Raw genomic sequence first — 23025 nt, 5'->3', positions numbered from 1 at the left:
TCATGCGGTGCCGGGGAACGCGATCCGCGCCCGCATGCCCGGGGCTGGGGTCCGCGCCTCCACCGTAACCTTGGCGCCGATTGCTTCGGCGAGCGTAGCGACGATGGCAAGTCCCAGGCCGCTGCCTTCGTGCTTCTGATCCCGAGCGAGCCGGCGGAAGCGGCGGAACATGTCGTCGCGCGATGCGGCTGGTATGCCCGGACCATCGTCCTCGACCGTGACGAGCACGCCGGCGCCCGCCCGCTGGACCGCGATGCACACCCATCCGCCGGCGCGATTATAACGGATCGCATTGTCGACGAGGTTTGCGAGGATTTCGCGCGCCAGCACCTCGACACTGGCCACGACGGCGGCGTCGTCCCGCGCGTCGAACTGAAGATCGACGCCGGACGATAGCGCGACGGGCACATAGGTTTCGGCCACGCCGCGCGCGAGCGCGACCATCTCGACCGGTTCGACGAACGACGCCACGGCGCCCGCCGCTCCATCTGCGCGGGCGAGCGCGAGCAACTGGGTCAGCAGGCGCTGGAGGCGGACGGCCGCCGCCTCGACGTCGGCGAACGATTCCCGACCGGCGGCGCTGTCCAGCCCCTCGCGCCGAATGACCGTCAGATGCGTCCTGAGGATCGACAGCGGCGTGCGCATCTGGTGCGACGCATCGGCACTGAACCGGCGCATCCCCTCGACCGCCTCCTGCAACCGCGACAGCAGGCCGTTAAATGCTTCGAGCAAGCTTCGCAGCTCGATCGGAACGCGGTGCGACGCGAGCGGCGTGAAATCGGTCGGCGAGCGCCCGTCGATCTCCCGGCGCAGCCGCAGCAACGGCGCCAGACCCCACCGCACCGCGATCGGGAGCAGCACCACCAGCAGCAGGATCAGCATCGCTTCGAGTATCACGACCCCGCGCAGCAACTGGCCGCGCAGGCCGATCCGCGCATCGAGGGTCTCGCCGACCTGGATGACCACCGGTTCGGTGAGGCGGGGCACGCGGCGTGTGATCGCGGCGAGGCGGATGCGCGCTCCACGGTATTCGGCATAGTCGAAGACGATGTCGCCTGTCGCTGCGCCGGCCCCGGTTGCCACCGGCAGGTCCGGATAGCCGGTGACAAGCTCGCTGCCCTTGCGGACGCTGTAGTAGACGTTGTCGCGCGCGTCGTTTTCGAGCATGCCGAATGCGGATGCGGGCAGGTCCAGCGTGACTTCGTCGTCCTCCAGCGCGACGGTGTCCGCGATGGCGCGCGCCGATGCTTCCAGCAGCCGGTCGTTCACGCGCTCCACGATGCCGTCGATCGCCCAGGCCCCGCCGACCCCCAGCAGCAGTGCGAGCGCCGCCGTCGGCAGGATCAGCCCGACCAGCAATCGCACCGTGAGCGAGGAGCGCACCGCCGCGGCAGCGATCCTCATTCTGCCATCACATAGCCCAGCCCGCGCATCGTCCTGATGGGCGGGCCGTCGGGCCCCAGCTTGCGACGCAACCGCGCGATATAGACCTCGATCGCGTTGGGCGCGACCATGTCGTCATATCCGAACACCTCCGCCGACAGCCGCTCCTTCGACACCACCTTGCCCACCCGCACGACGAGCCTTTCGAGCAGGACCCACTCCCGGCGGCGCAGCTCGATCGGCTCGCCGTCGACGCTCGCCACGCACCGCGACCGGTCGACCTCCAGCTTGCCGATCGTGATGACGGGTGAGGGATCGACGTTCGGGCGCCGCAACAGGGCGCGCAGCCGCGCCGCGAGTTCCTCCGGCTCGAACGGCTTCACCAGATAGTCGTCGGCGCCAAGATCCAGGCCGGTCACCCGGTCGAGCAACTGGTCGCGCGCGGTGAGCATGATGACCGGCACCCTGCAGCCGCGCGATCGCAGCCGCTTGAGCACATCGAAGCCGGACATGTCGGGCAGCCCGACGTCCAGCGTGACGAGCGCGTAGGGCTCGTCGGCCATCATCTGCAAGGCGCTCTCGCCGTCGGCGGCGACATCCACCGTGTAGCCGCCCGCCTTCAGCGCCGCGGAGAGGCCGCGCGCGAGCGCCACGTCGTCCTCGACCAGCAGAATACGTGCCACGGACTGTACCCCCCCCCCACGAATTGGCAACCTGGCCGCCGTCTGGCATAGACGCCGCATGGGGTGGGGGGAAGGCAATGCTCCGGCGCGGGTCCGCCGGCTGCTCCGCGCGGTGGCGCTGGCGGCATGCGGCGCGGTCCTCACGGCTGCGGCGGTTCCGCGCCACTATCCGCGATCCTACGGTGCGACCGTCGAGGGCGCCCGGCGCGAAGGCGTCGTCGTCATCGCCTCATCGACCGATATGCACGAGGTCAGCGGGCTGCTTGCCGCGTTTCAGCGCGCCTTCCCGTTCGTGCGGGTCGATTACCGGGAGCGCAAAACGCACGAACTTTACAACCAGATCGTCGATGCGACGCGGCGACGCGCCGCCACGCCAGACCTGGTGTGGAGTTCGGCGATGGACCTGCAGACCAAGCTGGTCAACGACGGCTATGTCCAGGCCTATGCATCGCCGGAAAAGCCATACTTGCCGCCCTGGGCGATCTGGAAGAACGAGGCCTATGGCGTCACCGCGGAGCCGTTCGTGTTCCTCTACAACAGCCGGCTGGTCCCACCGGCCGACGTGCCGCGCACCCATCCCGATTTCGCCCGGCTGCTGCGCGGCAAGCCGCGCTACCGGGCAAGCATCGCGACATATGATCCGGTCCGGTCGGGCGCCGGATACCTGAGCATGACGCAGGACGAGGCGGTGAGCCGCGACGTGTGGGAACTGGTCGCGGCGTTGGGCGCGAACCAGGTGCAACTGCACGATTCCAGCCGCGCCATCACCGCGGCAGTCGCGTCGGGACGGCAGGCGCTGGGCTATAACGCGATCGGATCCTACGCGTTCGAGGCATCGGCGAGGAACCCCGAGCTGAAGGTCGTCGTGCCGCAGGACTATGCCCTCATCATGTCGCGCATCGTGCTGATCCCGAACGAGGCGCGGCACCCGAACGCGGCCAGGCTGCTGCTCGACTTCCTGCTGTCGCGTCAGGGGCAGGTTGAGCTGGCCAAGGCCTATATGGGTCCGGTGCGCAGCGACGTGCCGATCCACCCCGGCACCAGGCCGGTCGCGGCGGTCGCGCGCCCGGTCCGGCTGGGGCCGGCGCTGCTCGCCAATTTGGACCAGATCAAGCGCCGGCGGTTCCTGACGCGCTGGCGCCGGGCGCTGGCCGGAAAATAGCCGCGCATGGGGTCACCCGGCGCGCCAGGGGAAGAGCCCGAACGCGAGGGATATGACGAAGAACACGACGCATGCCCCCAGCGCCCACTTCATCGTGAAGCGCTGATGATCGCCAAGTTCGATGCCAGCCGTGCCCACCAGCAGATAGGTCGATGCCACCAGCGGGCTGAGCAAGTGGATCTGCTGTCCGACCAGCGACGCGCGCGCGATGTCGATCGGCGCGACGCCGTAGCCCGCCGCCGTCTTGGCGAGGATCGGCAGCATCCCGAAGTAGAAGGCGTCGTTCGAGATCAGGACCGTGAACGGCACGCTGAGCAGCGCGGTGATCGGCGCCATGTATGGACCGAGCGTAGACGGGATCGCGGCGATGACGGTCCCCCCCATCGCATCGACCATCCGCGTGCCCGAAAGCACCCCGGTGAAGATCCCCGCGGCGAACACCAGCCCGGCGGTCGCCAGTGCGTTGCCGGCGTGCGCCGCCACGCGCTCGCGCTGCGCCTCGATCCCCGGATAATTGACCATCAGCGCGACCGCGAACGCCAGCATGAAGACGATCGGCAGTGGCATCGTCCCGAACACCAGCATGCCCATCAGCGCCAGGGTCAGCGCCGCGTTGAACCAGAACAGCTTCGGCCGCCGGGTGACGAGGTCGCCGGCCTCCTCCTCAAGCACTTCGTCGGCGTCGGCCTGCTCGCCAAGGTCCGCCGAGGCGGCCAGCCGCGCTCGCTCGCGGCGGCCCAGGACATAGGCGACGAACACCACCCATAGCGCGGTGGCGACGACCGGCGGAATCATCGAGATGAACAGCGCGCGCGCGTCCAGGCCGAGCGCCACCGCGACGCGCGACGTCGGCCCTCCCCATGGCAGTAGGTTCATCGTGGCGACCGACATGATGAGGATGCACGCCATCACGCGGACGTCCATCTTCATATGGCGGTACAGCGGCAGCAGCGCCGACACCGTAATCATATAGGTGCTCGTCCCGTCGCCATCGAGCGCGACGACGAGCGTCAGGATCGCGCTGCCCACGGTGATGCGGACGGGATCGCCGTGAACGACCCGGACGACGAACCGAATCAGCGGGTCGAACAGCCCGGCATCGATCATCACGCCGAAGAAGAGGATCGCGAACAGCAGCATCACGCCGGTCGGGGCGAGATCGGTGACGCCCTTCAGCATCATGTCCCCGACGCCCGGCCCGAAGCCGGCGGCGAAGGCGAACAGCGTCGGCACGAGGATCAGCGCGAGCAGCGCCGACAGCCGCTTCGTCATGATGAGCGTCATGAAGGTAGCGACCATCGCGAACGCGAACAGTGCCAGCATCAAACCCGTCCTCTCCCCTTGCGTACCCGTCGCCGCGTGGGCGCGGTCGGCGCCATAGCCCCTCCCCTTCGGGGGAGGGTTCGGGGTGGGGGAGTGCCGCAAGCGCATCGCTCATGGATAGCCCCCACCCCCAGCCCCTCCCCCGAAGGGGAGGAGAGAGCAAACCTGTTCGCGAGCAACTCTAGCGGCGCTTCTCTGTCCTCACGCCGCTCAGAAGCCGGTCGAAACGGCGAACTTCACCGTCGAAGGCGTTCCTTGCGCAAGGAAGTCGGCGCCCGCGGTCGCCCAGTAGCGCTTGTCGCCGACATTCTCCCAGTTCAGGCGGAAGTTGGTTCGCGCGCCCGAGATTTCCAAATCGTAGCCGGCGCCCATGTTGAACGTCGTGTAGCCCGGAACGATCAGCAGGTTGCGGGCGTCGAGCGCGCGGCTGCCGACATGGAAGACGCCGGCGTTGACGCTGAGACCCGGCAATACCGCGGAGAGCTTGTAGTCGGCGGAGAGCGAAAAGGTGTTCTTCGGCGCGCCATCGACCCGGTTGCCGACGTTCGTGGTCGTCTGGCAGCGCAGCGTCCCGGCGTTGCTGGTCGGCACCGTCGTGGTGCAGGCCCCGGTCGTCGCGTTGAGGTAGGTTGGGACGCCGGCGGCGTTGGTAGACAGTACCGTCCCCGAACCCTCGACGTACTTCGCATCGAGGATCAGCGCGGTGGCATAGACCGTCAGGTTGCGGGTGAAACGCCCGGTCGCGCTGAACTCGCCGCCGCGATAGGACTGGCGACCGTCGACCACGTAGACGTTGGCGCCGTTCACGAAGGCGGCCGAGCGGGCGATGTCGAAATACGTCGCGGTCAGCAGGACGCCGGGCTTGGGCTCGAACTTGATCCCCGCCTCATATTGCTCGCTCTGCGAAGGGGGAAGCTGCGCGCCCGAATTGACTGCCGTCTGAGGCGCGGCCGGCGTCGGCTCGAGACCCTCAATGTAGGTGCCGTAGATGCTGAGCGAGCGCATGGGCTTAAGCACCGCGCCATAGGAAAACGACGTCGGCGTATCGTGGAACGTCGTCACGCCCGTGAACCGCTGACGCTCCGTATAGTCAGAGAAGCGCACGCCTCCGAGGACGTCGACCACCTCACCGAAGCTAAGACGATTGAATACATAATAGCCGATGTCATTGATCTGAACCCGTCGGGCGTTGACGACAGCACCGGTGTTGTAGTTGGGGGCCGCAAACGGCACTTCGGCGAAGGACAGGGGGTTGGCGATGTTCTGCCGGAACGTCGTGTTGACGGTGTTGGGATTGTCGCGGTTGCGAATGTTCTGCGACGCGCCGGCAAGGATGTTGTTCTTGATCGAACCGAGCGAGATCACGCCGGCAAGTTCGGCGCGGTAGTTCGTGTTGAGGTTGCGCTCGCGCGGCGCATTGCCGATCGTGAGGGTGTAGACGTCGCCGCCGAGCGGCCGGCCGAAGTCGATGAAGCCGGATTTTCGATATCGGTAGGAGTCCGACGAGCCGATGCTGCCGCTCAGTTCCCAGGCGCGCGCGAACTTCCACCGGACGCTGGTCAGCACGTTCGTCTCGCTGGCGTAGGTCTTGACCCAATCGCCTGCGCCGAAGTTGAGCGTGTTGCGGCGAAACGCCGGAAGGGTGCCCATCGGGTCGGGGTTGCCCACGGTCTGCGCCGGGAAGGTCGCGTAGCGATAGGTGGCGGGCTCGCCGGCGCGGGTGTAGATGTGCTCAAGGTCGAGGGTGACGATCAGGCTGTCGGTCGGCTTCATGTCGAACGCGCCACTGATGAGCGACCGGCGCCCGGCGGTGTTGTCGATACCCGAGTCGAGATGCGCGTAGACGCCGTTCAGTCGCGCGCCCAGCGCACCGTCCATCCAGGTGTTGCCGTAATCAGCCGAACCGCCGAGTTCGCCGTGCGAATTGCCGAACACGGCCGCTCCGAACGTCTGCTCCGACGTGGGCCGCTCCATAATCATGTTGATGATGCCGGACGGGCTCGTGAAGCCGTAGTAGAGCGCAGATGCCCCCTTCAGCGCCTCGACGCGCTCCTTGTTTTCGAGGGGCAGGCCGACGAGGTTAACGATCGGCAAGCTGCCGTTGAGGCGGTAGTTTCCGCGATTGTCGATGTCGATACCGCGGATGGCGAGGTTGCTGTAGAAGGTCGAGGACACTTGCGACGTGGATACGCCCGCGGAGTTCTTCAGCGCGTCGCCGACCGAGCGTGCCAGCTGGGTTTCGATCAGCTCCTTGGGGATCACCGAGATAGTCAGGGGGACGTCGAGCTGCCGGGCGCCGCGGAAGCTGCCGACCTGCACTGCTTCGGTGCCGGTACGGTCCGCGGTGACGACGATGTCCTCCAGCCCGCCGCCATCGTCCTGGGCGGGCGAAGTCTGCGGTACCTCCTGGGCAAAGGCCGCGGGCATTGCGGTCAGGGCGGCCATGCTGACGGCGATCAGCAGCGCGCGCTTCTTGAGTTCGATGCAGGACATCAACTTGCCTCCCTTGCTGCGACGCCGAATGGTTCCGGTCGACGCCCTTTGCGACTCCGCGCCGGCCCCTCCCGTCGGGTCGGTCGCGCAGGTGCGTGGGGATAGAGGTAGCGAGAAGTTTCTGACACAAAGCTGTCGCGGCCGTTTCCGCATGACAGGATGGTGAAAGCTCGGCGTTTATACGCGAGCAGGATAAAGCAGGGAGCCGGATCGTGCCGAACTCGAACACTTCGCCGCCCCTCACCGATGTCTCGCGTCGGCGCTTCGGCACGCTGGTCATGGGCGGCGGCGCCTACCTTCTGACTGGCGGTTGCGCGCGCCCGATCGCCCTTCGCGGCGCTGCTGCCACACATCCGGACGGTCTTCTGCGCAGCACGCCCGAGGAGCAGGGCGTATCCTCCGCCGCGATCCTCGCCTTCCTGGCCGAGGCCGAGGCGGCGGGCCTGGAGCTGCACGGCATGATGCTGATGCGCAACCGCCACGTCGTGGCCGAGGGCTGGTGGTGGCCGTATCGCGCCGACCGCGTGCACATCACGCATTCGCTGACCAAGAGCGTCACGGCCTGCGCCGTCGGCCTGGCGATCGACGAGGGTCGCTTTGGCCTGGATGACAAGGTCGCCGGGTTCTTTCCCCAATATCTGCCGGCCGACGCGAGCGCGAACCAGCGCGCGATGACGGTCCGCGACCTGCTGACGATGCAGACGGGCCAGGTCGTCGAGACATCGGGATCCGTATGGCGTCCGATCGAGACGAGCTGGGTAGCCGAATTCTTCAAGATCCCGGTGCCCGAGCAGCCGGGCACGCGGTTCCTCTACACCAGCGCCGCCAGTTACATGCTGTCGGCGATCATCACGAAGACGACCGGCCGGCCGATGGCCGAATACCTGCGACCGCGCCTGTTCGAGCCGCTCGGCATCGACGCCTGGCGCTGGGATACCAGCCCCGGCGGCATCAGTCCCGGCGCCAACGGTCTGACCTGGACCACCGCGGCGTCGCTGAAGCTCGGCGACCTGCATGCGCAAGCCGGCATGTGGAACGGCCACCGCGTGCTGTCCGACGAATGGGTGCGCGCGGCCACGAGCAAGCAGGTGGCGAACAAGGACGACGGATATGGCTATCAATGGTGGATGGGTCCGGGAGGATCCTATTATGCGCTGGGACTGTTCACCCAGTTCGCGATCGTCTTTCCGGCGGCAAACGCCACGCTCGCGATCTTCGGCGCGATCGACAAGAGTTCGCGCCTGAAGCCGTTCATCTGGAAGCATTTTCCGGCCGCGTTCGGCCCCGCGCCTTTACCCACGACCGCGGCCGCGACGGCGCTCGCGGCAAAGACGGCCAGCCTTCGGCTGCTGCCGCCGCTGGCACCCATCGCGGCCCCGGACAGCCGGGCGCGGAGCGGGCGCTACGGGGTCGAGGCGAACGACCAGGGCGTGCGGTGGGTGTCGTTCGACCTCTCCGCCAGCGCTTGCGACTACCGCATGGCGGACGCGCACGGAGAACACCGGATTGCGGCCGGACTGAGCGACTATGTCGAACAGGACACCACGATGACCGGCAACCGCCTGCACCACGAGTATCGCCCGGCGACGATGCGAGTCGTCGCCGGCGCGCGATGGCGCGACGCCGATACGCTGGAAATGACGTGGCAGTTCGTGGAATCGGCGTTCCGCGACACGGTGGTGTGCAGATTCCACGGCAACGCGGTGTCGATCGACCGGAGCGTGAACGTCAATTCCTCGGAAATGAGCCTTCCAACTCTGGAGGGCATCCGGACAGCGTAGATTGGCGGAGACGATTTGCCCGTCAGGCAGCGGAAGACCTTGCGATGGCCTCCTCCACGTCGCGCAAGCGGTCCTTGCCGAAATACAGGTCGTCGCCGACCAGGAAGCTGGGGCTGCCGAACGCGCCCCGATCGAACGCCGCTTGGGTATTGTCGAGCAGGCGCTGTTTCACCTCGGGCGTCTGGGCCAGCGCGCACAGCCGCTCGACCGGCAGGCCCGCTTCGCCGAGCGACGCCGCGACCAATTCGGGCTGGCCCATGTCGAGCCCGCGGGTCCACATATCGTCGAAGACGCGGTCGACATAGGCGTCGACCACACCGAGTTCCTCCGCCGCCACCGCGCCGCGCATCAGCAGAAGCGTGTTGATCGGAAAGTGCGGGTTCATCCGGAAATCGGCGATGCCGTGCCGCGTGATGAACCGCTGCATCTCGACGCGTTCGTACTCGGGCTTGTTCTTGACCCCGGCGAAGGCGGTCGCGGGCGACTGGTTGCCGGTCAGCTTGAACAAACCGCCCAGCAGGATCGGCACATAGGTGAACGTGGCGCGCGTCCGCTTTTCGACCGCAGGGATCACGCGGTGGCACAGGAAGGCGTTAGGACTGCCGAAATCGAAATAGAACGCTATGTCTGGCACCGTGGCTCTCCATCGACCCGTGATACGGGTTCCGATATCCTACTGACCATCAGGCGGGGGTCAAGGGATGGGCCTATAGCGGCGTCGCCCGCTTGACGAACGCACGTCGGTGAGTTCTACATTGAAACCGACAACGATATTCCGGCCGCAGCGACGGGGAGGAGAATGACGGTGGAAAGGCACGAGACGGGCCAGCGCAACGCGACCGCAGCGATCATCGGCGCGGGCGATTTCATCGGGGCTGCAATAGCGAAACGCTTCGCCGCCGAAGGATATACCGTCTTCATCGGCCGACGGCAGGCCGAGAAGCTGGAACCGCTCAGGCTGGAGATCGAAGCGGCGGGTGGCCGCGTGGTTGCCCGCTCGCTCGATGCCCGCGACGAGGATCAGATGGCCGCCTTTCTCGCCGAGGCGGAGGCATACGCGCCGCTGGAAGTGTGCGTGTTCAACATCGGCGCGAACGTCAGCTTTCCGCTGGTCGAGACCACCGCGCGCGTGTTCCGCAAGGTTTGGGAAATGGCCTGCTTCGCGGGTTTCCTCGCCGGGCGCGAGGCGGCGAAGCACATGCTGGCGCGGGGCAAGGGCTCGATCTTCTTTACCGGCGCGACCGCGGGCCTGCGGGGCGGCGCCGGCTATGCGGCCTTCGCCAGCGCCAAGTTCGGCCTGCGCGCAGTGGCGCAGGCGGCGGCGCGCGAATTGGGGCCGCAGGGCATCCACGTCGCGCATCTCGTCATCGACGCGGGCGTTGATACCGCGTGGGTGCGCGAACGGATCCGTGAGCGCGCCGGCGACGCGGCGGCGGACGGCATCCAGCCGGGACAGCTGATGCGGCCCGAGGCGGTTGCCGACACCTATTGGGCGCTCCATCAGCAGCCGATCGACGCCTGGACCTTCGAACAGGAAATCCGCCCCTTCGGCGAGAAATGGTGAGCCTGTGAACGCCTCCGCACGGTCGCGCTTCGCTCCCCGTGCGGTCGAGGTCAGCTACCGGACGGACGGCGCGATCGTGCTGCGCTCGCCGATCCCGCTCGACGGCTGCGAACGCCACATCTGCGCCTATCTCGAACGCTGGGCGGGCGAGGCGCCCCGCCGGACGTTTCTGGCGCAGCGCGATCACACGGGCGAGTGGCGGCATTTGCCTTACGCGGAGGCTTGGACACGTGCGCGCGCGATCGCGCAGGCGCTGCTCGATCGCGGCCTCGGGCACGACCGTCCCCTTGCGATCCTGACCGCCACCTCGATCGAGCACGCGCTGATGACTTTCGGTGCGATGATTGCCGGGGTGCCCGTCGCACCGATCTCGCCTGCCTACAGCGCGAGCGCAGGCGGACGGCGGCGCCTCGCCGAGGTCGCCGCCATCCTGAAGCCCGCGATGATCTGCGCGCAATCGGCCACGGCGCTGGGCGACGTTCGCGTCATGCCGGAGCTCGCCGGCGTTCCCTGGGTAACGGTCTGCGCTTCGCGGGGCGGCTGAGCGAGAATTTCAAGCTTTCGAACGGCAGCTGGGTGCTGACCGGCGAATTGCGCGCCGCGGTGCTGGCTGCAGTACCGGACGTGGCCGAACTCGTCGCCGCGGGACACGGCCGCCACGATGTGCGGCTACTGGTCTGGTCGGCCGGCAAAGATGATCCCGAGCAAGTCCAGGCCGCAATTGCGCGCGACCTGGCGGCGTACAACGCCACGAACCCCGGCGCGACGCGCCGCGTCGCCGGTTTTCTATTAGTGGATGCCCCGCCGTCGATGGCTGACGGCGAACTGACCGACAAGGGCATGTCAACCAGCGCGCCGTTCTTGCGAACCGCGCGGAACTGGTCGCGCGGCTCTACGAGCGTGACGGTTCGCTATGACCGGCTGATCGGCCGCCGCGCGCTTGCGGCAACCGTCGTGCGTCGCGCAGGCCCGCCCCGGGGCAGCACCCGCACGTCGCGCGGGTCGATCGGCGCTGCGCACGCCGAGCACGTGGTCACGGGATCGAAGACGTGCCCGCACGCGACATGTTCGTGCACCACCGGCCGCCCCGCGCGCCCGGAGAGGTGGACATCGCCCCAGTGCACGATCGACAGCACGACCGGATAGAGATCGAGGCCCTTCGCAGTCAGCCGATATTCGTAGCGGGTCGGGTGCTGCTGATAGGCGACCTTTGTCAGCACGAAATTGTCGACCAGCTTGCGCAACCGATCGGTGAGGATCGGTCGGCCGATCCCCAGCCTTTCCTGAAACTCGTCGAACCGCCGCACGCGCAGGAAGCATTCGCGGAGAATCAGCAACGTCCAGCGGTCCCCGATGACGGCCAACGTCCGCGCCATCGAACAATCCTGTTCACCAATGGCGTTCCATTGCATCGACCACCGGCTCCTTTCGGTTCGAGACCAAAAACCTTAGCAGTGCTCCCCGCGCGACGCTATCACATCCCTCGTCCCGACTTTTGGCACGAGGTTGTCTCCCAAGATGAATTCTCGAGCATCCCGTGTTGCGGCCGAACGTCGATCTCAGCGCGGTCGGCGTTCAAGATACAAATAGGTAGGGTCGAACTCCGCGATCCGCTCGAGCATCGGCAGGTCGAGGATCGTCACACGGCCGCCCTGGATGGCGACCACACCCTGTTCGCGCAGTTCGCGCACGGTGCGATTGACGTGGACATTGGTCAGACCGAGACATTCGGCCAGATCGGTCTGCGTGAGCGGGAGATCGAACCCTTGGGCGTTGGCCAGATCGACGACCTGCAACCGCAGGCGAAGTTCACACAGCAGTGCCGAGACTTTCGCGATGGCAGTACGTCGGCCTAGCGACAATTCCCATTCCCGGTGAATGGCGGCATCGAGGTTCGTGCTGAACCAGTAGAGCCGAGTCAAATGCGGCGATGCGCTGGTGATCTCACGAAGGCGGCTGTGGGGTACGATCGCGACCTTGGAGGGTGTCAGCGTCATCACGCTGTGGTCCAGGTGCTTCAGGGTGAAGCTGTGCAGATCGGCGAAGTCCCCCGCGACGTGAAGTTCGGTGATCTGGCGTTGCCCGCTGCGTAGATCGCGGTATCGGCACAGCCATCCCTTCACCACCAGCGTGCTGTGGTTCAGCTCTTCGCGCGGGCGGATGAAGGTGTGATCGGCCGGATACTCGCGATACTGCGAAACTGCGCTGCGGATCATCTGCTCCTCCCCCGCGCTCAACTCGTCGCGCGCGCGTATCTTGGCCAGATGTCGGTCGATCATGACTGTTCCCGTGATGACGTTGTCCGATGTGGTCAGTTTGATGCAAGTCCGCCAAGTCGATGCTTCTGAAATAAATTGCACACGTATTGGCGGGCCGGTCGTGCCCTTGCGCCGTCTCAGGAACAATCGCGTTGATCTAGGTTGGCCAATCGTCCCGGCAGGCAACCTTGCCGCACGACGCGTTGTTGTCTGGGTCGAACGCTTGTATTGGGAGGTGACGATTACCGTATTTTCGATGACGCTATCCGGTGACGCATGACATTGCGTGATCCAGCCGACATGCCGGTGCTTGATCGCGGCGACGACGCTTTAGCCGCGCCGCAACCGCTGCCCGATCTGCCGACGGTGCCCGAGCCGCGCGACACGCCATATCCGGGAACCCTTATCCTGGAGGTCGATGCCACCGACGTTGCGCGACGCATCTACCGCGTGCGCGAAATCATCCCGGTCGCGTGCGCTGGACCGATGATGCTCCTGTATCCGAAATGGTTGCCGGGATTTCATGCGCCGCAAGCGCCGATCGAACTGTTCGCGGGGCTCGTCATTCGTGCGGCGGGCGAGACGCTTACGTGGAAGCGGCACCCCGTCTCGGTCAACGCCTTCCATATCGAGGTGCCCGAAGGCGTCGCGCAGATCCAGGTGGAGTTCCAGTTCCTGTCGCCGACCGACGCGGAACAGGGGCGTGTGATCGTCACGCCGGACATGCTCAGCCTTCAATGGAATACCGTACTGCTCCATCCGGCGGGTCATTACGCCCGGCAGATCGCCGTTCAGCCCAGCCTGACGCTGCCCGAAGGGTGGGAACCGGCGTGCGCGCTGGATCGCGCGGGCCGCGACGGCGCTACGTGGCATTTCAAAGCCACGCCCCTCGACGTGCTCGTGGATTCGCCGGTGTTCGCGGGTCGTCATCTCCGCCGCATACCCCTAGACGATCTGGGCGCGGTACATCTCAACCTGGTCGCCGATGAGCCGCACCTGCTCGCAGCCACCGAAGCGCAGATCGCGCTGCACCGTGCCCTGGTGACTCAGGCCGACCGGCTTTTTCGTGCGCGCCATTTCGACCGTTTCGAGGTTCTGCTGGCGCTCAGCGAGGAAATGACGAGCATCGGCGTCGAGCACCACCGGTCGTGCGAAGCCGTCAGCGTGCCCGGCTACTTCACCGAGTGGGAACAGACGTTCGTCCGCCGCGACACGATCCCGCACGAATATGTCCACAGCTGGAACGGCAAACATCGGCGAGGCGAGGATTCGTGGCAGCCGTGTTTCGAAAAGCCGATCCGCAACAGCCTGATGTGGGTCTATGAAGGGCAGACGCAATATTGGAGTCATGTGCTCTGCGCCCGCTCCGGGCTTTGGAGCAGGGAGCAGACACTCGGCGCGTTGGCGCAGACGGCGGCGCGTTACGACGTGCGGCCCGGCAGCCGCTGGCGGCCCACTATCGACACCACGCGCGACCCGATCATTGCGGCGCGGGCGCCGCTGCCCTGGCCGAGCTGGCAACGTAGCGAGGATTATTACGCCGAAGGGTCGCTGATCTGGCTCGACGTCGACACCCGGCTGCGCGAACTGACCGATGGCGCGCGGTCGCTCGACGATTTCGCGCGGGCCTTCTTCGGCGACCACGACGGAGCGTGGATGACCGATACCTACGATTTCGACGATGTCGTCGATACGTTGGGTGGAATCGCCGCGTTCGACTGGACGGGCTTTTTCGACGAGCAGCTGAAGGACACGCACGATCGCGCACCGCTGGGCGGCATTGAACGCGGCGGTTACCGGCTCGTCTACCGCAATGTGCCGAGCGACTATGAGCGGGGTACGCAGGCGGTCTTCGGCCACATCGATCTCAGCCATTCGCTGGGGTTGACGACCGACCGGGGGGGCAGGTTGTCCGACGTGCTTTGGGATGGGCCGGCATTTCAGGCCGGTCTTACGGTAGGCGCCACGATCGTTGCAGTCGCGGGCCGAAAGTTCGACCCCGACGCGCTGCAGCAGGCAGTCGCCGATGCGGTCGACGGTTCTCCCGTCGAACTGACCGTCGCAAAGGGCCGGTACGTCACACCTGTGCGGATTGCCTATCACGGCGGGCTGCGCTTTCCCGCGCTCGAGCCGATCCCCGGCGCGCGCAGCTACCTGAGCGACATCCTGCGACCGCTGGACGGCGGCGCGTGACACTACGATTCTTGAACCAACGGGAGAGACGACCATGAACGAGCCGCCGATCAAAAGCCGCAACTATCTGCGCGGCGCGCTGACGATCTTCGTGATCGTCATTCTCGTGATTATCGTCGTGACCACGGCCGATTACTGGCTGCGCTTCGCGTGAGGTTCCAGCCGGCGCCCGACGATGCGGGCGACCGCCAGATCGGCCGTGACGTTGCCCAGCGTCCGGAACACGTCCGGCAGCGTCTCGATGGCCAGCAGCAGCGGCAGCAGGACCACCGGCACGCCCATCGCAATGCAGACGGGGGCGATGATGGCGAAGAACGACACTTGGGCGGGCAACCCCACCGCCGCGACGCTGACCGCGGCGGCGACGATCGCGCCGGCGATCATCGTTCCTACGCTCAGTGGCACCGCATGCAGGTGCGCGAGGTAAATCGCTACCGCGACGTTGGCACCCGCACTGGTTGCCCTGAACAGCGAGACCGCCAGCGGGATCACGATGCCGCCGGTCGACTTCGCGATGCCAAGCGGGTGCGAGGCTTCGACCATCGCCGGAAGCGACGCGAGCGAAGACTGCGTACTGACCGCTATGATCTGCGCCGGCAGCGCCGCTCGCGCGAAGGAGGAAAGGCCGATGCGCCCGAATAGCATCGCAGCGGCGTAGCTCAGCAACGTCGTCGCCAGACACGCTGCGACGACCACCATGACGTAATGCGCGAGCACGCCTGCCGCGCCGCCGCCAAGGCGTAGCCCCACTCCGAAGCCCAGCGCCAGAACCCCGAGCGGCGCCAGCCACAGCACCCATCGCACGATCATGAGCATCGCCTGCGCGATGCCGCGAAAGGTGCGCTCGATCTGCTGCGAGAGATCGCTTTCGATGCGTGTGGCGGCGATCCCGAACAGCAGCGCGAAAAGGACGAGGGGAACCATCGCCGTATCGGCGGCCGACCGGATCACGTTGGTAGGGACGATCCCGCCCAGCCAGTCGGCGGACGCGGGCGCTGCCGGACCCACGCCGCCGGACGCCACAAGCGCCACCGCAGCCTGTGGCAGCGGTGATGCCCGCAGCACCAGCGACGTCACCGCCACGCTCAGCAGCGAAGCCGCCAGCAGCAGCACCGCGAACCAGAGCAGCGCGCGCGTCGCGATCGTGCCGTTGGACGCATGCGCGGTGGCGCTCATCACGCCCGAGACCAGAAGCGAGAAGACGAGCGGCACCACCGTCATCGTCAGACCGTCGAGCCACAGCTTGCCGACCGGCTGTGCGATCCGCAGCGCGGTCAGCCCGCCTGACGAACCCGCGAGCAGCGCACCCGCAACCACACCAACGAACAGACCCGCAAGGATGCGCAGCGACGTGCTTTTCATCCCGCAGCGGCGCAAGCGCGCCGGATCATAGCGACGGCTCGCCCGGTGAGCGGGTTATACAAAGGCCGATGGCCGCGATCCGTTCGACGTCAACCTCGACGTAGGCGGGTTCGGCAAGGTCTTCGCTGAAGATATCGGGATCGAGTTCGTGATAGTCGAATTTCCACCCTGGGCCGCTGACTTCCTGGCGCAGTAGATCGAGCAGCACGTCACGCCCGTCGATGATCGACACGCCCGTGTGCAGGATCAGCTTGCCGCCTGGCACCAGCTTGTCGACCCCCTCAAGTACCCAGTCGCGCGCGAGCCGCGCACCGAACAGGTCGCCGCCGTCGCGATACGCGCGCTTCTCGCTGTCCATCATGAACGGGGGATGGGTAACGATCAGTTCGAATTCGCCTGCCACCGCACTGGGGGAGCTTGCTTCCACCGTCGCGTGATCGACCCCGGCGAACTCGGCGTTGATCGACGACAGGAACAACGCCTTTGGATTGACATCAGCCAGCGTGGCCGTCGCGTTGGATCGACTGCGCGCCGCCGTGATCCCGCCAACGCCTGCGCCCGCGCCATAGTCCATGATCCGGGCGCCAGCGGGCAACACCCCCATGTGCGCTGCAATGAAGTCGGCGAAGCGGTAGCTGTCGGGTCCGAGAAAAACCGAGTCGTAATCGGCCGTGGGGTAAGCGGAGTGCAGGAACAGCGCGCCACGCACGCACGACACGCGAATGTCACACCCGAGCAGACCACCGGGGCGATCCGATATCACGTCAGCCGCGCGCAGCAGGCTCAGCAACCCCGGCGGCAAGATGTCGGGCGCGAAGGGCAGGCTCCAGCCGAGCACGTCACGCAGCGATCGAGCTTCGCGACGCCCGGGCCGCGAAACCACGCGGGCATGCGATCCCGGCGTGACCGTGACGAAATCGTAACCGTCGCGCGCAAGGACGTGGAGCAGTTCCAGCAAGGCGTCGCGCCGCGCCGGCCGAGCCTTCGGCCCCGTACCTGCACGGGTTGCTTCGATTATGTTCATGAGTCTCTTGCCGTCACTTGCTGCCGCCTGAAGAGCCGCCGCCGCTGTTGCCGCCGCCACCGCTTTTGCTGCCGCCCGAGCGTCCGCCGCCGCCTTTGCCACCGGTCGCCTTGCTCTTCGCGCCCGAACCGGGATCACCGCCCTTGGTCGAGATTGCTCCCGGGTTACCGCCAGCACCTTTTTGCGCCATGATATAGATCCCTTGAATACAGAAACGCCAGGTCGGTCATGCCGACTTGATCCGTGTCAGATAAGATGTGGAAGGGATCGGCTATCCGATCCCCGGTTGGATGCTTGCGCGTCGGACGCCTGGCAGAGTGGCATGGTGGCGATTGCCTCGGCGCACATTACTCGGGCCAGGATCCGTCCTTCGCAGTCTGCGACTTCGATACGTCCGTCCGGATCAACAAACCTGGGGGCGGCATCCTCCATCATCCTGCATAGACTTCGATTTGCGTGGGCGAGAGCTCTGTAGACATCAGCTGCCTCCACGGGTCTCCGGTGCAGGATACGTCCGCCGCGATCCAGCGTATGCAAATGGAAAAGGTTCATGCAAATACAACGCATCATCAAATTGCAGGTTTCGTATGTTAACCTGAGTTGACGCGATTAAATAACTATCCGCGAAGATGTGCATCGGGAGACAGAAAGCCGCATTACGCAACCTTCGACCCAGGCCGAAGGTTATACCGTATGATCTCCGATCGGCGCAGATTTGCTCAACCGGCAATGCGAACACGCTGAGGCTGTGTCGGCAACGACACGATGATCGGCGGCGCAAGCCATGACAATATTGGCAGGTTCGGATGCGAGGCGCCAAGCCGCTGTCTTATTGATCCGGACTAAAAAACTGTCACAGATGTGCCAAGGGCGTGCTCGGACGGTTCACCGAAGGGACGTGGTAAGGGGGGCACCAAGCGCGCGGACTGCCGATCTTGGGTTCTCGGTACGTGGCGCCCGCCGTCCGCCACTGCTCGCGTCACCGGCTCCAAAACCGTGGGAACGAACAGCCGTTTGACCAGGCTCAACCCCGTCGCGGGCCGCCGCGGGTCACCGGATCGGGCTTCTTCGGCTTCACCCAGCCTTGTGGCGGGGTTACCCGTTGCCGGCTGGTGCCCAGGCCCATCGCGCCGGGTTGCTGGCGCGTCAGGCCATTGAGGTCGAGCGCTGCCGGATCGACCGGTTCGGCCGCACCGCGCATGACGCTGATCCGGTCGCGCAGGTGACGGGCCCGTTCGAAATCGAGCACGGCGGCAGCGGCGTCCATCTGTCGTTCGAGGTCGGCTACCGTCGCGGTCGGGCGCGCGTCACTCATGCCGCCAGCAGCGCGGGTTCGGTCTGCGCGATCCAACCGCCGCCGAGCACGCGGTCACCGGCGTACAGCACAGCTGCCTGGCCGGGCGCGACGCCATATTCGGGAGCGTCGAACAGCAACCGGTCACCATCGACGCGCGCGGGCACGGGCCGGGCCATCGAGCGCACTTTCGCAGTCAGCGGCCCTTGCAGCGGAGCCAGGCTGTTCATCCGCTCCAGCCGTGCCGCGCTGACCGCCAGTGCGGCGCGCGGCCCGACGACGATCCGCGCCTCCGCCGCCTCGATCCGCACCACGTAGAGCGGCTCGGCGGTGCCGCCGATCTCCAGACCGCGGCGCTGGCCCACCGTATAATGGACGATGCCGCGGTGCGTGCCCAGCTGGCGACCCGCAAGATCGACGATGTCGCCGGTCGCCCCCGCTTCCGGGCGGAGCTTGCGGACGAGCCCGGCGTAATCGCCGTCGGGTACGAAGCAGATGTCCTGACTGTCGGGCTTCGCCGCAACGCCCAGCGCCAGTTCCGCGGCGATCTCCCGCACGCGCGACTTTGGCAGGCCACCCAGCGGGAAACGCAGATAATCCAGCTGCGCTTGCGTGGTGGCGAAGAGAAAATAGCTCTGGTCGCGCGCCGCGTCCGCGCCGCGGTGAAGCTCGGCGCAGGCAAGGCCTTCGACGCGGCGGACGTAATGGCCCGTCGCCAGGCAATCGGCTCCTAGATCGCGGGCAAGCGCCAGCAGATCGGTGAATTTCGGCCCCATGTTGCACTGGACGCACGGGATCGGCGTGCGCCCGGCGAGATAATCGTCGGCAAAGGCATCGATTACCTGGGTACGGAAGTTGCTTTCGTGATCGAACACGTAATGCGCGATCCCCAACCGATCGCAGACCGCGCGCGCGTCGCGGATGTCGCGGCCCGCGCAGCAGCTTCCCGCGCGGCCTGTCGCTTCGCCGTGGTCGTAGAGTTGCAGGGTGACGCCGATCACCTCTGCGCCGGTGCCGTGTGCCAGCGCGGCCACGACCGAACTGTCGACCCCGCCGGACATCGCGACGACGATACGGCGGGCTCCGGGAGCAAGCTGGAAATCGGCGAGGTCCATGATTCCGATCACATAGGCGCGGCGGGCGGGGATGCAAAGGCGGGGCGGGCGGCGCGCCGGGGTAACCTCCATGTACGAAGCGTTGCACCCGGCTTTACCCCGCCTTCACCACGGCCGCGCTAGAAGCCTGAGCAGCCGGTGCTTTCCGGTGATCCGCTGAGGGCGCAGCATTGGACCTGAGTTTCAACCGTTTCGACGTCGATGCCGAACCCGTCGCGATGCCGCCCGATCTGGCGGTGCTGATGGTGGGCATTGCCGCGCGCCAGGCGGCAAGCCCGACCGCAGCGGCGCAGGCCGAGTTCGTGCGCGCCACGCCGGACCCGCGCCTGTTCGCGCCTGTCGATGGCGCATTCAACGGCGCCACCGCCCACGCAATCGAAGCGTGGAACAAATCATGAGCCAGGCCGAAAGAGTGAAGGCCGCATTTACCGCGGCGTTTCAGTCCATCTTCAAGGCACAGGCGCTACCAACCTCAACATCAGGAACGATTAGGGGGCGACACGCCCCAAGCAAGGGTTTGGCATGATCGAGAACCAGAAGATTCGGCCTGCGCAGGTGATCGGTCCCTTGGGCGAGCCGCTGACCGTGGATTCGCTGCCGCCACCGTCCACCACCCGCTGGGTCGTGCGTCGCAAGGCCGAGGTCGTCGCCGCGGTCAACGGCGGGCTGCTGTCTGTTGACGATGTGTGCGACCGATACGGCCTGACCGTCGAGGAGTTCGCCGGCTGGCAGCGTGCGATCGACCGGTCGGGCATGCCAGGCCTGCGCGTCACCCGCATCCAGCATTACAAATCGCTGTACGAGCGCCAGCAGAAATATTGAATTTTTACGGGGAGCCCGCAAAAGGACGGAACGCGGCCGGAACAATCATCCCATTTCACGAGTCTTGGCTCCACACCCGCGCAGTGGCGGGATCAACGGAGGGACCGTGTCATGAACTTCATCATCTGGCTTATTGTAGGCGGTGTCATCGGCTGGCTGGCCAGCATCATCATGCGCACCGACGCCCAGCAGGGCATCTTCCTGAACATCATCGTCGGCATCGTCGGCGCGTTCATCGGCGGCTTCCTGGGCAGTGCGCTCGGCTTCAGTGGCGCGAACATCAACGATTCGGGCCTCAACATCACCTCGTTTCTGGTGTCGTTGCTCGGCGCGGTCGTTCTGCTGGCGATCGTCAACCTGATCCGCCGCGGTAGCGTTCGCTAAGCGACGCGCTTGCCCGGATCACCGGTGAAGGAAGGGCCGTCCGGGATGACCGGGCGGCCCTTCGTGCTTATTGAAGCAGGAAGCGCACCGACAGGGTGACGCTGACGTCCTTCTCGCCGGACGCGATCTGCGTGTCTGCGGATTCGCCGCGGGCGGCGCGCATGAACGCCATCGGCGGCGCGGGATCGCCCGCATTCTCGCCCGCCTCCGCGATGGACACGATCCGCGCGATTCGCAGGCCCGCCGCCTTGGCATAAAGTTCGGCGCGCGCGCGTGCTCTGGCCACGGCATCGGTGCGTGCCTCGTCCAGCGCGGCATCTGGATTCGCGATCGCCAGGTTCGGCCCGTCGATTTGATTGGCGCCCTCGGCCACCAGCGTATCGAGGATTGCACCTGACTTCGCCACGTCGCGAAAGCGGATCGCGACGCTGTTCGTCGCCTGATAGCCGGTGACCACCGGCGGCTGATTCTCGACATAGCGATATTGCGGCGCCAGCCCGACCTGCGCGGTCCCAACATCGCGTGCGGCGATGCCGGTGCGCTTCAGGGCGGCGAGCACCCGCGCCATGCGCGCGGCATTGTCCGATAGGGCGGCCGCTGCGGTCGGCGCCTGCGTCACCACGCCCGCGCGGATCGTTGCCTGATCGGGGACGCGGGTTGTGTTACCCCGCGCACTGACGTCGAGCACGGTTCCGCTAGCCTGGATCATCGGCACGACGCCGGGAATGGCGTCCTGCCCCGCGACGGGAGCGGCAACCGCGGTCAACGCTGCCGTGGCTATGGCCTGGGTGATCTTCATGCGTCGCTCTCCTCTGGCCAATGCGGCACGGCGACCCCTGCCGCGACAAAGCCCAACAGGGGATGAACGTGCCGCAACCCTGCCATAATGATGGCGCGAATAAACGACGGTGAACGGGCATGCGACGATGCCCCTTGAGCGAAGTGACTTATCGCTCTAATACAGTTTGCAGCCGGGTCGGCGGATGGGACGGAAAGCGTGGCGGGCATGAACTACGAATCGGGGCGGATCGAAGGTGGCGAGACTCTGCTGTTGCCGAGTGTCGATGAACGTCCCAGGCGCCGCCGGCGCCTCATTGTCGGGGCGGTCGTCCTGGTTGCCGCGCTGGCACTCGCCTGGTTCTTCTTCGGCCGCACGCCCGAGGCTGCGCCGAAAGTCACCGAGCAATTGCCTGCGGTTACCGTCGTGGTGCCCGGACGCCAGACGATCGACCGCACGGTGTCCGCCACGGGCACGCTGGCGGCGCGGCGTGAGATGCCGGTCGGCGTGGCGGGCGAGGGCGGGATGATTACCCGCGTGCTGGTCGAACCCGGTCAGTGGGTGCAGGCGGGTCAGGTGCTGGCGACGGTCGATCGCTCCGTGCAGACGCAGACCGCCGCCGGCCTGGCCGCGCAGGTGAGCGTCGCGCAGTCCGACGTGACGCTGGCACAGGCTGAGTTGGATCGTGCGCGCACGCTCGTCGATCGCGGATTCATTTCCAAGGCCGATCTGCAGCGCCGCACCGCGACGCGTGACGCCGCAGTCGCTCGCGTGAAGGTGGCGCAGGCGACCCTGTCCGAAGCGCGTGCGCGCAACGGCCGGCTCGACATCCGCGCGCCCGCCGCCGGACTGGTACTGACGCGGCAGGCCGAGCCGGGGCAGATCGTCAGTTCGGGGACGGGCATGCTGTTTCGCATGGCGGCCGGCGGACAGATGGAACTGCGTGCGTCCCTTGCCGAAAGCGATCTCGTGGGCCTTCGTCCCGGCGCGCGCGCTTCGGTTACCCCAGTGGGATCCCCCCGGAGCTTCGCCGGCGAGGTCTGGCAGGTGTCGCCGATCATCGACCCGCAGACCCGTCAGGGTGTCGCCCGGGTCGCCCTGAAATACGATCCCGCGCTTCGCCCCGGCGGCTTTGCCAGCGCGTCGATCACCGGCGGGGCCAGCGTGGCGCCGTTGCTGCCGGAAACCGCGATCCAGACCGACGACAAGGGCAATTACGTTTATGTCGTCGATGGCGCGGGCAAGGTCGCGCGTCGTGACGTGAAGATCGGTCAGGTTTCCAACGCCGGTGTCGCGGTGGCCAGCGGGCTGACCGGCACCGAGCGCGTTGTGCTGTCGGCCGGCGCCTTCCTCAATCCCGGCCAGGCGGTACGTCCCGTCGCCGCAGCCTCCAAGGCGAGCTAGCC

Annotated in this window: 23 protein-coding genes; 9 read left to right on the top strand and 14 right to left on the bottom strand. The window is 66.5% G+C overall.

Annotated elements, in window-relative coordinates; translation table 11 throughout:
- Complete coding sequence (locus VF643_RS09030) at positions 1–1404, bottom strand: sensor histidine kinase (protein ID WP_331043055.1); 1404 nt, start codon at positions 1402–1404, stop codon at positions 1–3.
- Complete coding sequence (locus VF643_RS09025; RefSeq protein WP_331043054.1) at positions 1401–2066, bottom strand: response regulator transcription factor; 666 nt, start codon at positions 2064–2066, stop codon at positions 1401–1403. The genes VF643_RS09030 and VF643_RS09025 overlap by 4 nt, the downstream gene beginning before the upstream one ends.
- A 58-nt stretch (positions 2067–2124) precedes the next feature.
- Here VF643_RS09025 and VF643_RS09020 point away from each other — a divergent pair, with 58 nt between their 5' ends.
- The gene (locus VF643_RS09020) at positions 2125–3228 is read left to right on the top strand and encodes an ABC transporter substrate-binding protein (protein WP_331043053.1); all 1104 of its coding nucleotides are present in this window, start codon (positions 2125–2127) and stop codon (positions 3226–3228) included.
- Between the two features lie 12 nt (positions 3229–3240).
- Here VF643_RS09020 and VF643_RS09015 read toward each other — a convergent pair whose 3' ends face one another.
- Together VF643_RS09015 and VF643_RS09010 are read right to left on the bottom strand one after the other, a co-directional pair.
- A complete protein-coding gene (locus VF643_RS09015; RefSeq protein ID WP_331043052.1) occupies positions 3241–4551 on the bottom strand; it encodes a CitMHS family transporter in 1311 nt (436 codons plus the stop codon).
- A gap of 210 nt (positions 4552–4761) precedes the next feature.
- Entirely contained in the window at positions 4762–7044 is a 2283-nt protein-coding gene (locus tag VF643_RS09010; protein ID WP_331043051.1) for a TonB-dependent siderophore receptor, read from the bottom strand.
- Between the two features lie 212 nt (positions 7045–7256).
- Here VF643_RS09010 and VF643_RS09005 point away from each other — a divergent pair, with 212 nt between their 5' ends.
- A complete protein-coding gene (locus VF643_RS09005; protein ID WP_331043050.1) occupies positions 7257–8825 on the top strand; it encodes a serine hydrolase domain-containing protein in 1569 nt (522 codons plus the stop codon).
- 22 nt (positions 8826–8847) lie between these two features.
- Here the strand turns inward: VF643_RS09005 and VF643_RS09000 are convergent, their stop codons facing one another.
- Positions 8848–9459 (bottom strand): 2-hydroxychromene-2-carboxylate isomerase, encoded by a 612-nt coding sequence (locus VF643_RS09000; protein WP_331043049.1) that lies wholly within the window; start codon positions 9457–9459, stop codon positions 8848–8850.
- A gap of 171 nt (positions 9460–9630) precedes the next feature.
- On the opposite strand from VF643_RS09000, the gene VF643_RS08995 reads away from it, so the two are divergent.
- Positions 9631–10389: an SDR family NAD(P)-dependent oxidoreductase gene (locus VF643_RS08995; protein WP_331043048.1), complete on the top strand. Its 759-nt coding sequence runs from the start codon at positions 9631–9633 to the stop codon at positions 10387–10389.
- A 4-nt stretch (positions 10390–10393) separates the two neighbouring features.
- A complete protein-coding gene (locus tag VF643_RS08990) occupies positions 10394–10933 on the top strand; it encodes an AMP-binding protein (RefSeq protein ID WP_331043047.1) in 540 nt (179 codons plus the stop codon).
- Positions 10934–11300: 367 nt separating this feature from the next.
- On the opposite strand, the gene VF643_RS08985 is transcribed toward VF643_RS08990, so the two are convergent.
- Positions 11301–11765, bottom strand: coding sequence for a helix-turn-helix domain-containing protein (locus VF643_RS08985; protein ID WP_331043046.1), 465 nt, complete (start codon positions 11763–11765; stop codon positions 11301–11303).
- A gap of 183 nt (positions 11766–11948) precedes the next feature.
- Entirely contained in the window at positions 11949–12668 is a 720-nt protein-coding gene (locus VF643_RS08980) for a Crp/Fnr family transcriptional regulator (RefSeq protein WP_331043045.1), read from the bottom strand.
- 255 nt (positions 12669–12923) lie between these two features.
- On the opposite strand from VF643_RS08980, the gene VF643_RS08975 reads away from it, so the two are divergent.
- A complete protein-coding gene (locus tag VF643_RS08975) occupies positions 12924–14840 on the top strand; it encodes a peptidase M61 (protein WP_331043044.1) in 1917 nt (638 codons plus the stop codon).
- A 132-nt stretch (positions 14841–14972) separates the two neighbouring features.
- Here the strand turns inward: VF643_RS08975 and VF643_RS08970 are convergent, their stop codons facing one another.
- From VF643_RS08970 to mnmA, 6 genes are all read right to left on the bottom strand, one after another.
- Positions 14973–16202, bottom strand: a complete 1230-nt coding sequence (locus VF643_RS08970) for a dicarboxylate/amino acid:cation symporter (RefSeq protein ID WP_331043043.1) — start codon at positions 16200–16202, stop codon at positions 14973–14975.
- Positions 16203–16227: 25 nt separating this feature from the next.
- A complete protein-coding gene (locus VF643_RS08965; RefSeq protein WP_331043042.1) occupies positions 16228–17226 on the bottom strand; it encodes a methyltransferase in 999 nt (332 codons plus the stop codon).
- A 13-nt stretch (positions 17227–17239) separates the two neighbouring features.
- On the bottom strand, positions 17240–17416 hold the full coding sequence (locus VF643_RS08960) for a hypothetical protein (protein ID WP_331043041.1): 177 nt from the start codon (positions 17414–17416) through the stop codon (positions 17240–17242).
- Between the two features lie 56 nt (positions 17417–17472).
- The gene (locus tag VF643_RS16130; RefSeq protein ID WP_414713835.1) at positions 17473–17778 is read right to left on the bottom strand and encodes a DUF6894 family protein; all 306 of its coding nucleotides are present in this window, start codon (positions 17776–17778) and stop codon (positions 17473–17475) included.
- Positions 17779–18250: 472 nt separating this feature from the next.
- Positions 18251–18541, bottom strand: coding sequence for a UvrB/UvrC motif-containing protein (locus VF643_RS08955; protein ID WP_331043040.1), 291 nt, complete (start codon positions 18539–18541; stop codon positions 18251–18253).
- Complete coding sequence (gene mnmA, locus VF643_RS08950; RefSeq protein ID WP_331043069.1) at positions 18538–19635, bottom strand: tRNA 2-thiouridine(34) synthase MnmA; 1098 nt, start codon at positions 19633–19635, stop codon at positions 18538–18540. The genes VF643_RS08955 and mnmA overlap by 4 nt, the downstream gene beginning before the upstream one ends.
- A 170-nt stretch (positions 19636–19805) precedes the next feature.
- Here mnmA and VF643_RS08945 point away from each other — a divergent pair, with 170 nt between their 5' ends.
- The 3 genes from VF643_RS08945 to VF643_RS08935 all read left to right on the top strand — a co-directional run bounded on the left by VF643_RS08945 (position 19806) and on the right by VF643_RS08935 (position 20841).
- Positions 19806–20033, top strand: coding sequence for a hypothetical protein (locus VF643_RS08945; protein ID WP_331043039.1), 228 nt, complete (start codon positions 19806–19808; stop codon positions 20031–20033).
- Between the two features lie 124 nt (positions 20034–20157).
- Complete coding sequence (locus VF643_RS08940) at positions 20158–20457, top strand: DUF1153 domain-containing protein (RefSeq protein ID WP_331043038.1); 300 nt, start codon at positions 20158–20160, stop codon at positions 20455–20457.
- A 111-nt stretch (positions 20458–20568) separates the two neighbouring features.
- A complete protein-coding gene (locus tag VF643_RS08935) occupies positions 20569–20841 on the top strand; it encodes a GlsB/YeaQ/YmgE family stress response membrane protein (protein WP_331043037.1) in 273 nt (90 codons plus the stop codon).
- 67 nt (positions 20842–20908) lie between these two features.
- Here VF643_RS08935 and VF643_RS08930 read toward each other — a convergent pair whose 3' ends face one another.
- The gene (locus VF643_RS08930) at positions 20909–21640 is read right to left on the bottom strand and encodes an SIMPL domain-containing protein (protein ID WP_331043036.1); all 732 of its coding nucleotides are present in this window, start codon (positions 21638–21640) and stop codon (positions 20909–20911) included.
- Between the two features lie 207 nt (positions 21641–21847).
- Here VF643_RS08930 and VF643_RS08925 point away from each other — a divergent pair, with 207 nt between their 5' ends.
- Positions 21848–23023: an efflux RND transporter periplasmic adaptor subunit gene (locus VF643_RS08925; RefSeq protein WP_331043035.1), complete on the top strand. Its 1176-nt coding sequence runs from the start codon at positions 21848–21850 to the stop codon at positions 23021–23023.
- Positions 23024–23025 lie beyond the last annotated feature (2 nt).

This window comes from Sphingomonas sp. (assembly GCF_036387595.1).
Taxonomy (GTDB): Bacteria; Pseudomonadota; Alphaproteobacteria; order Sphingomonadales; family Sphingomonadaceae; genus Sphingomonas.
Note: the sequence above shows the minus strand (reverse complement) of the source record. Positions and strands in the feature narration are given on the sequence as shown.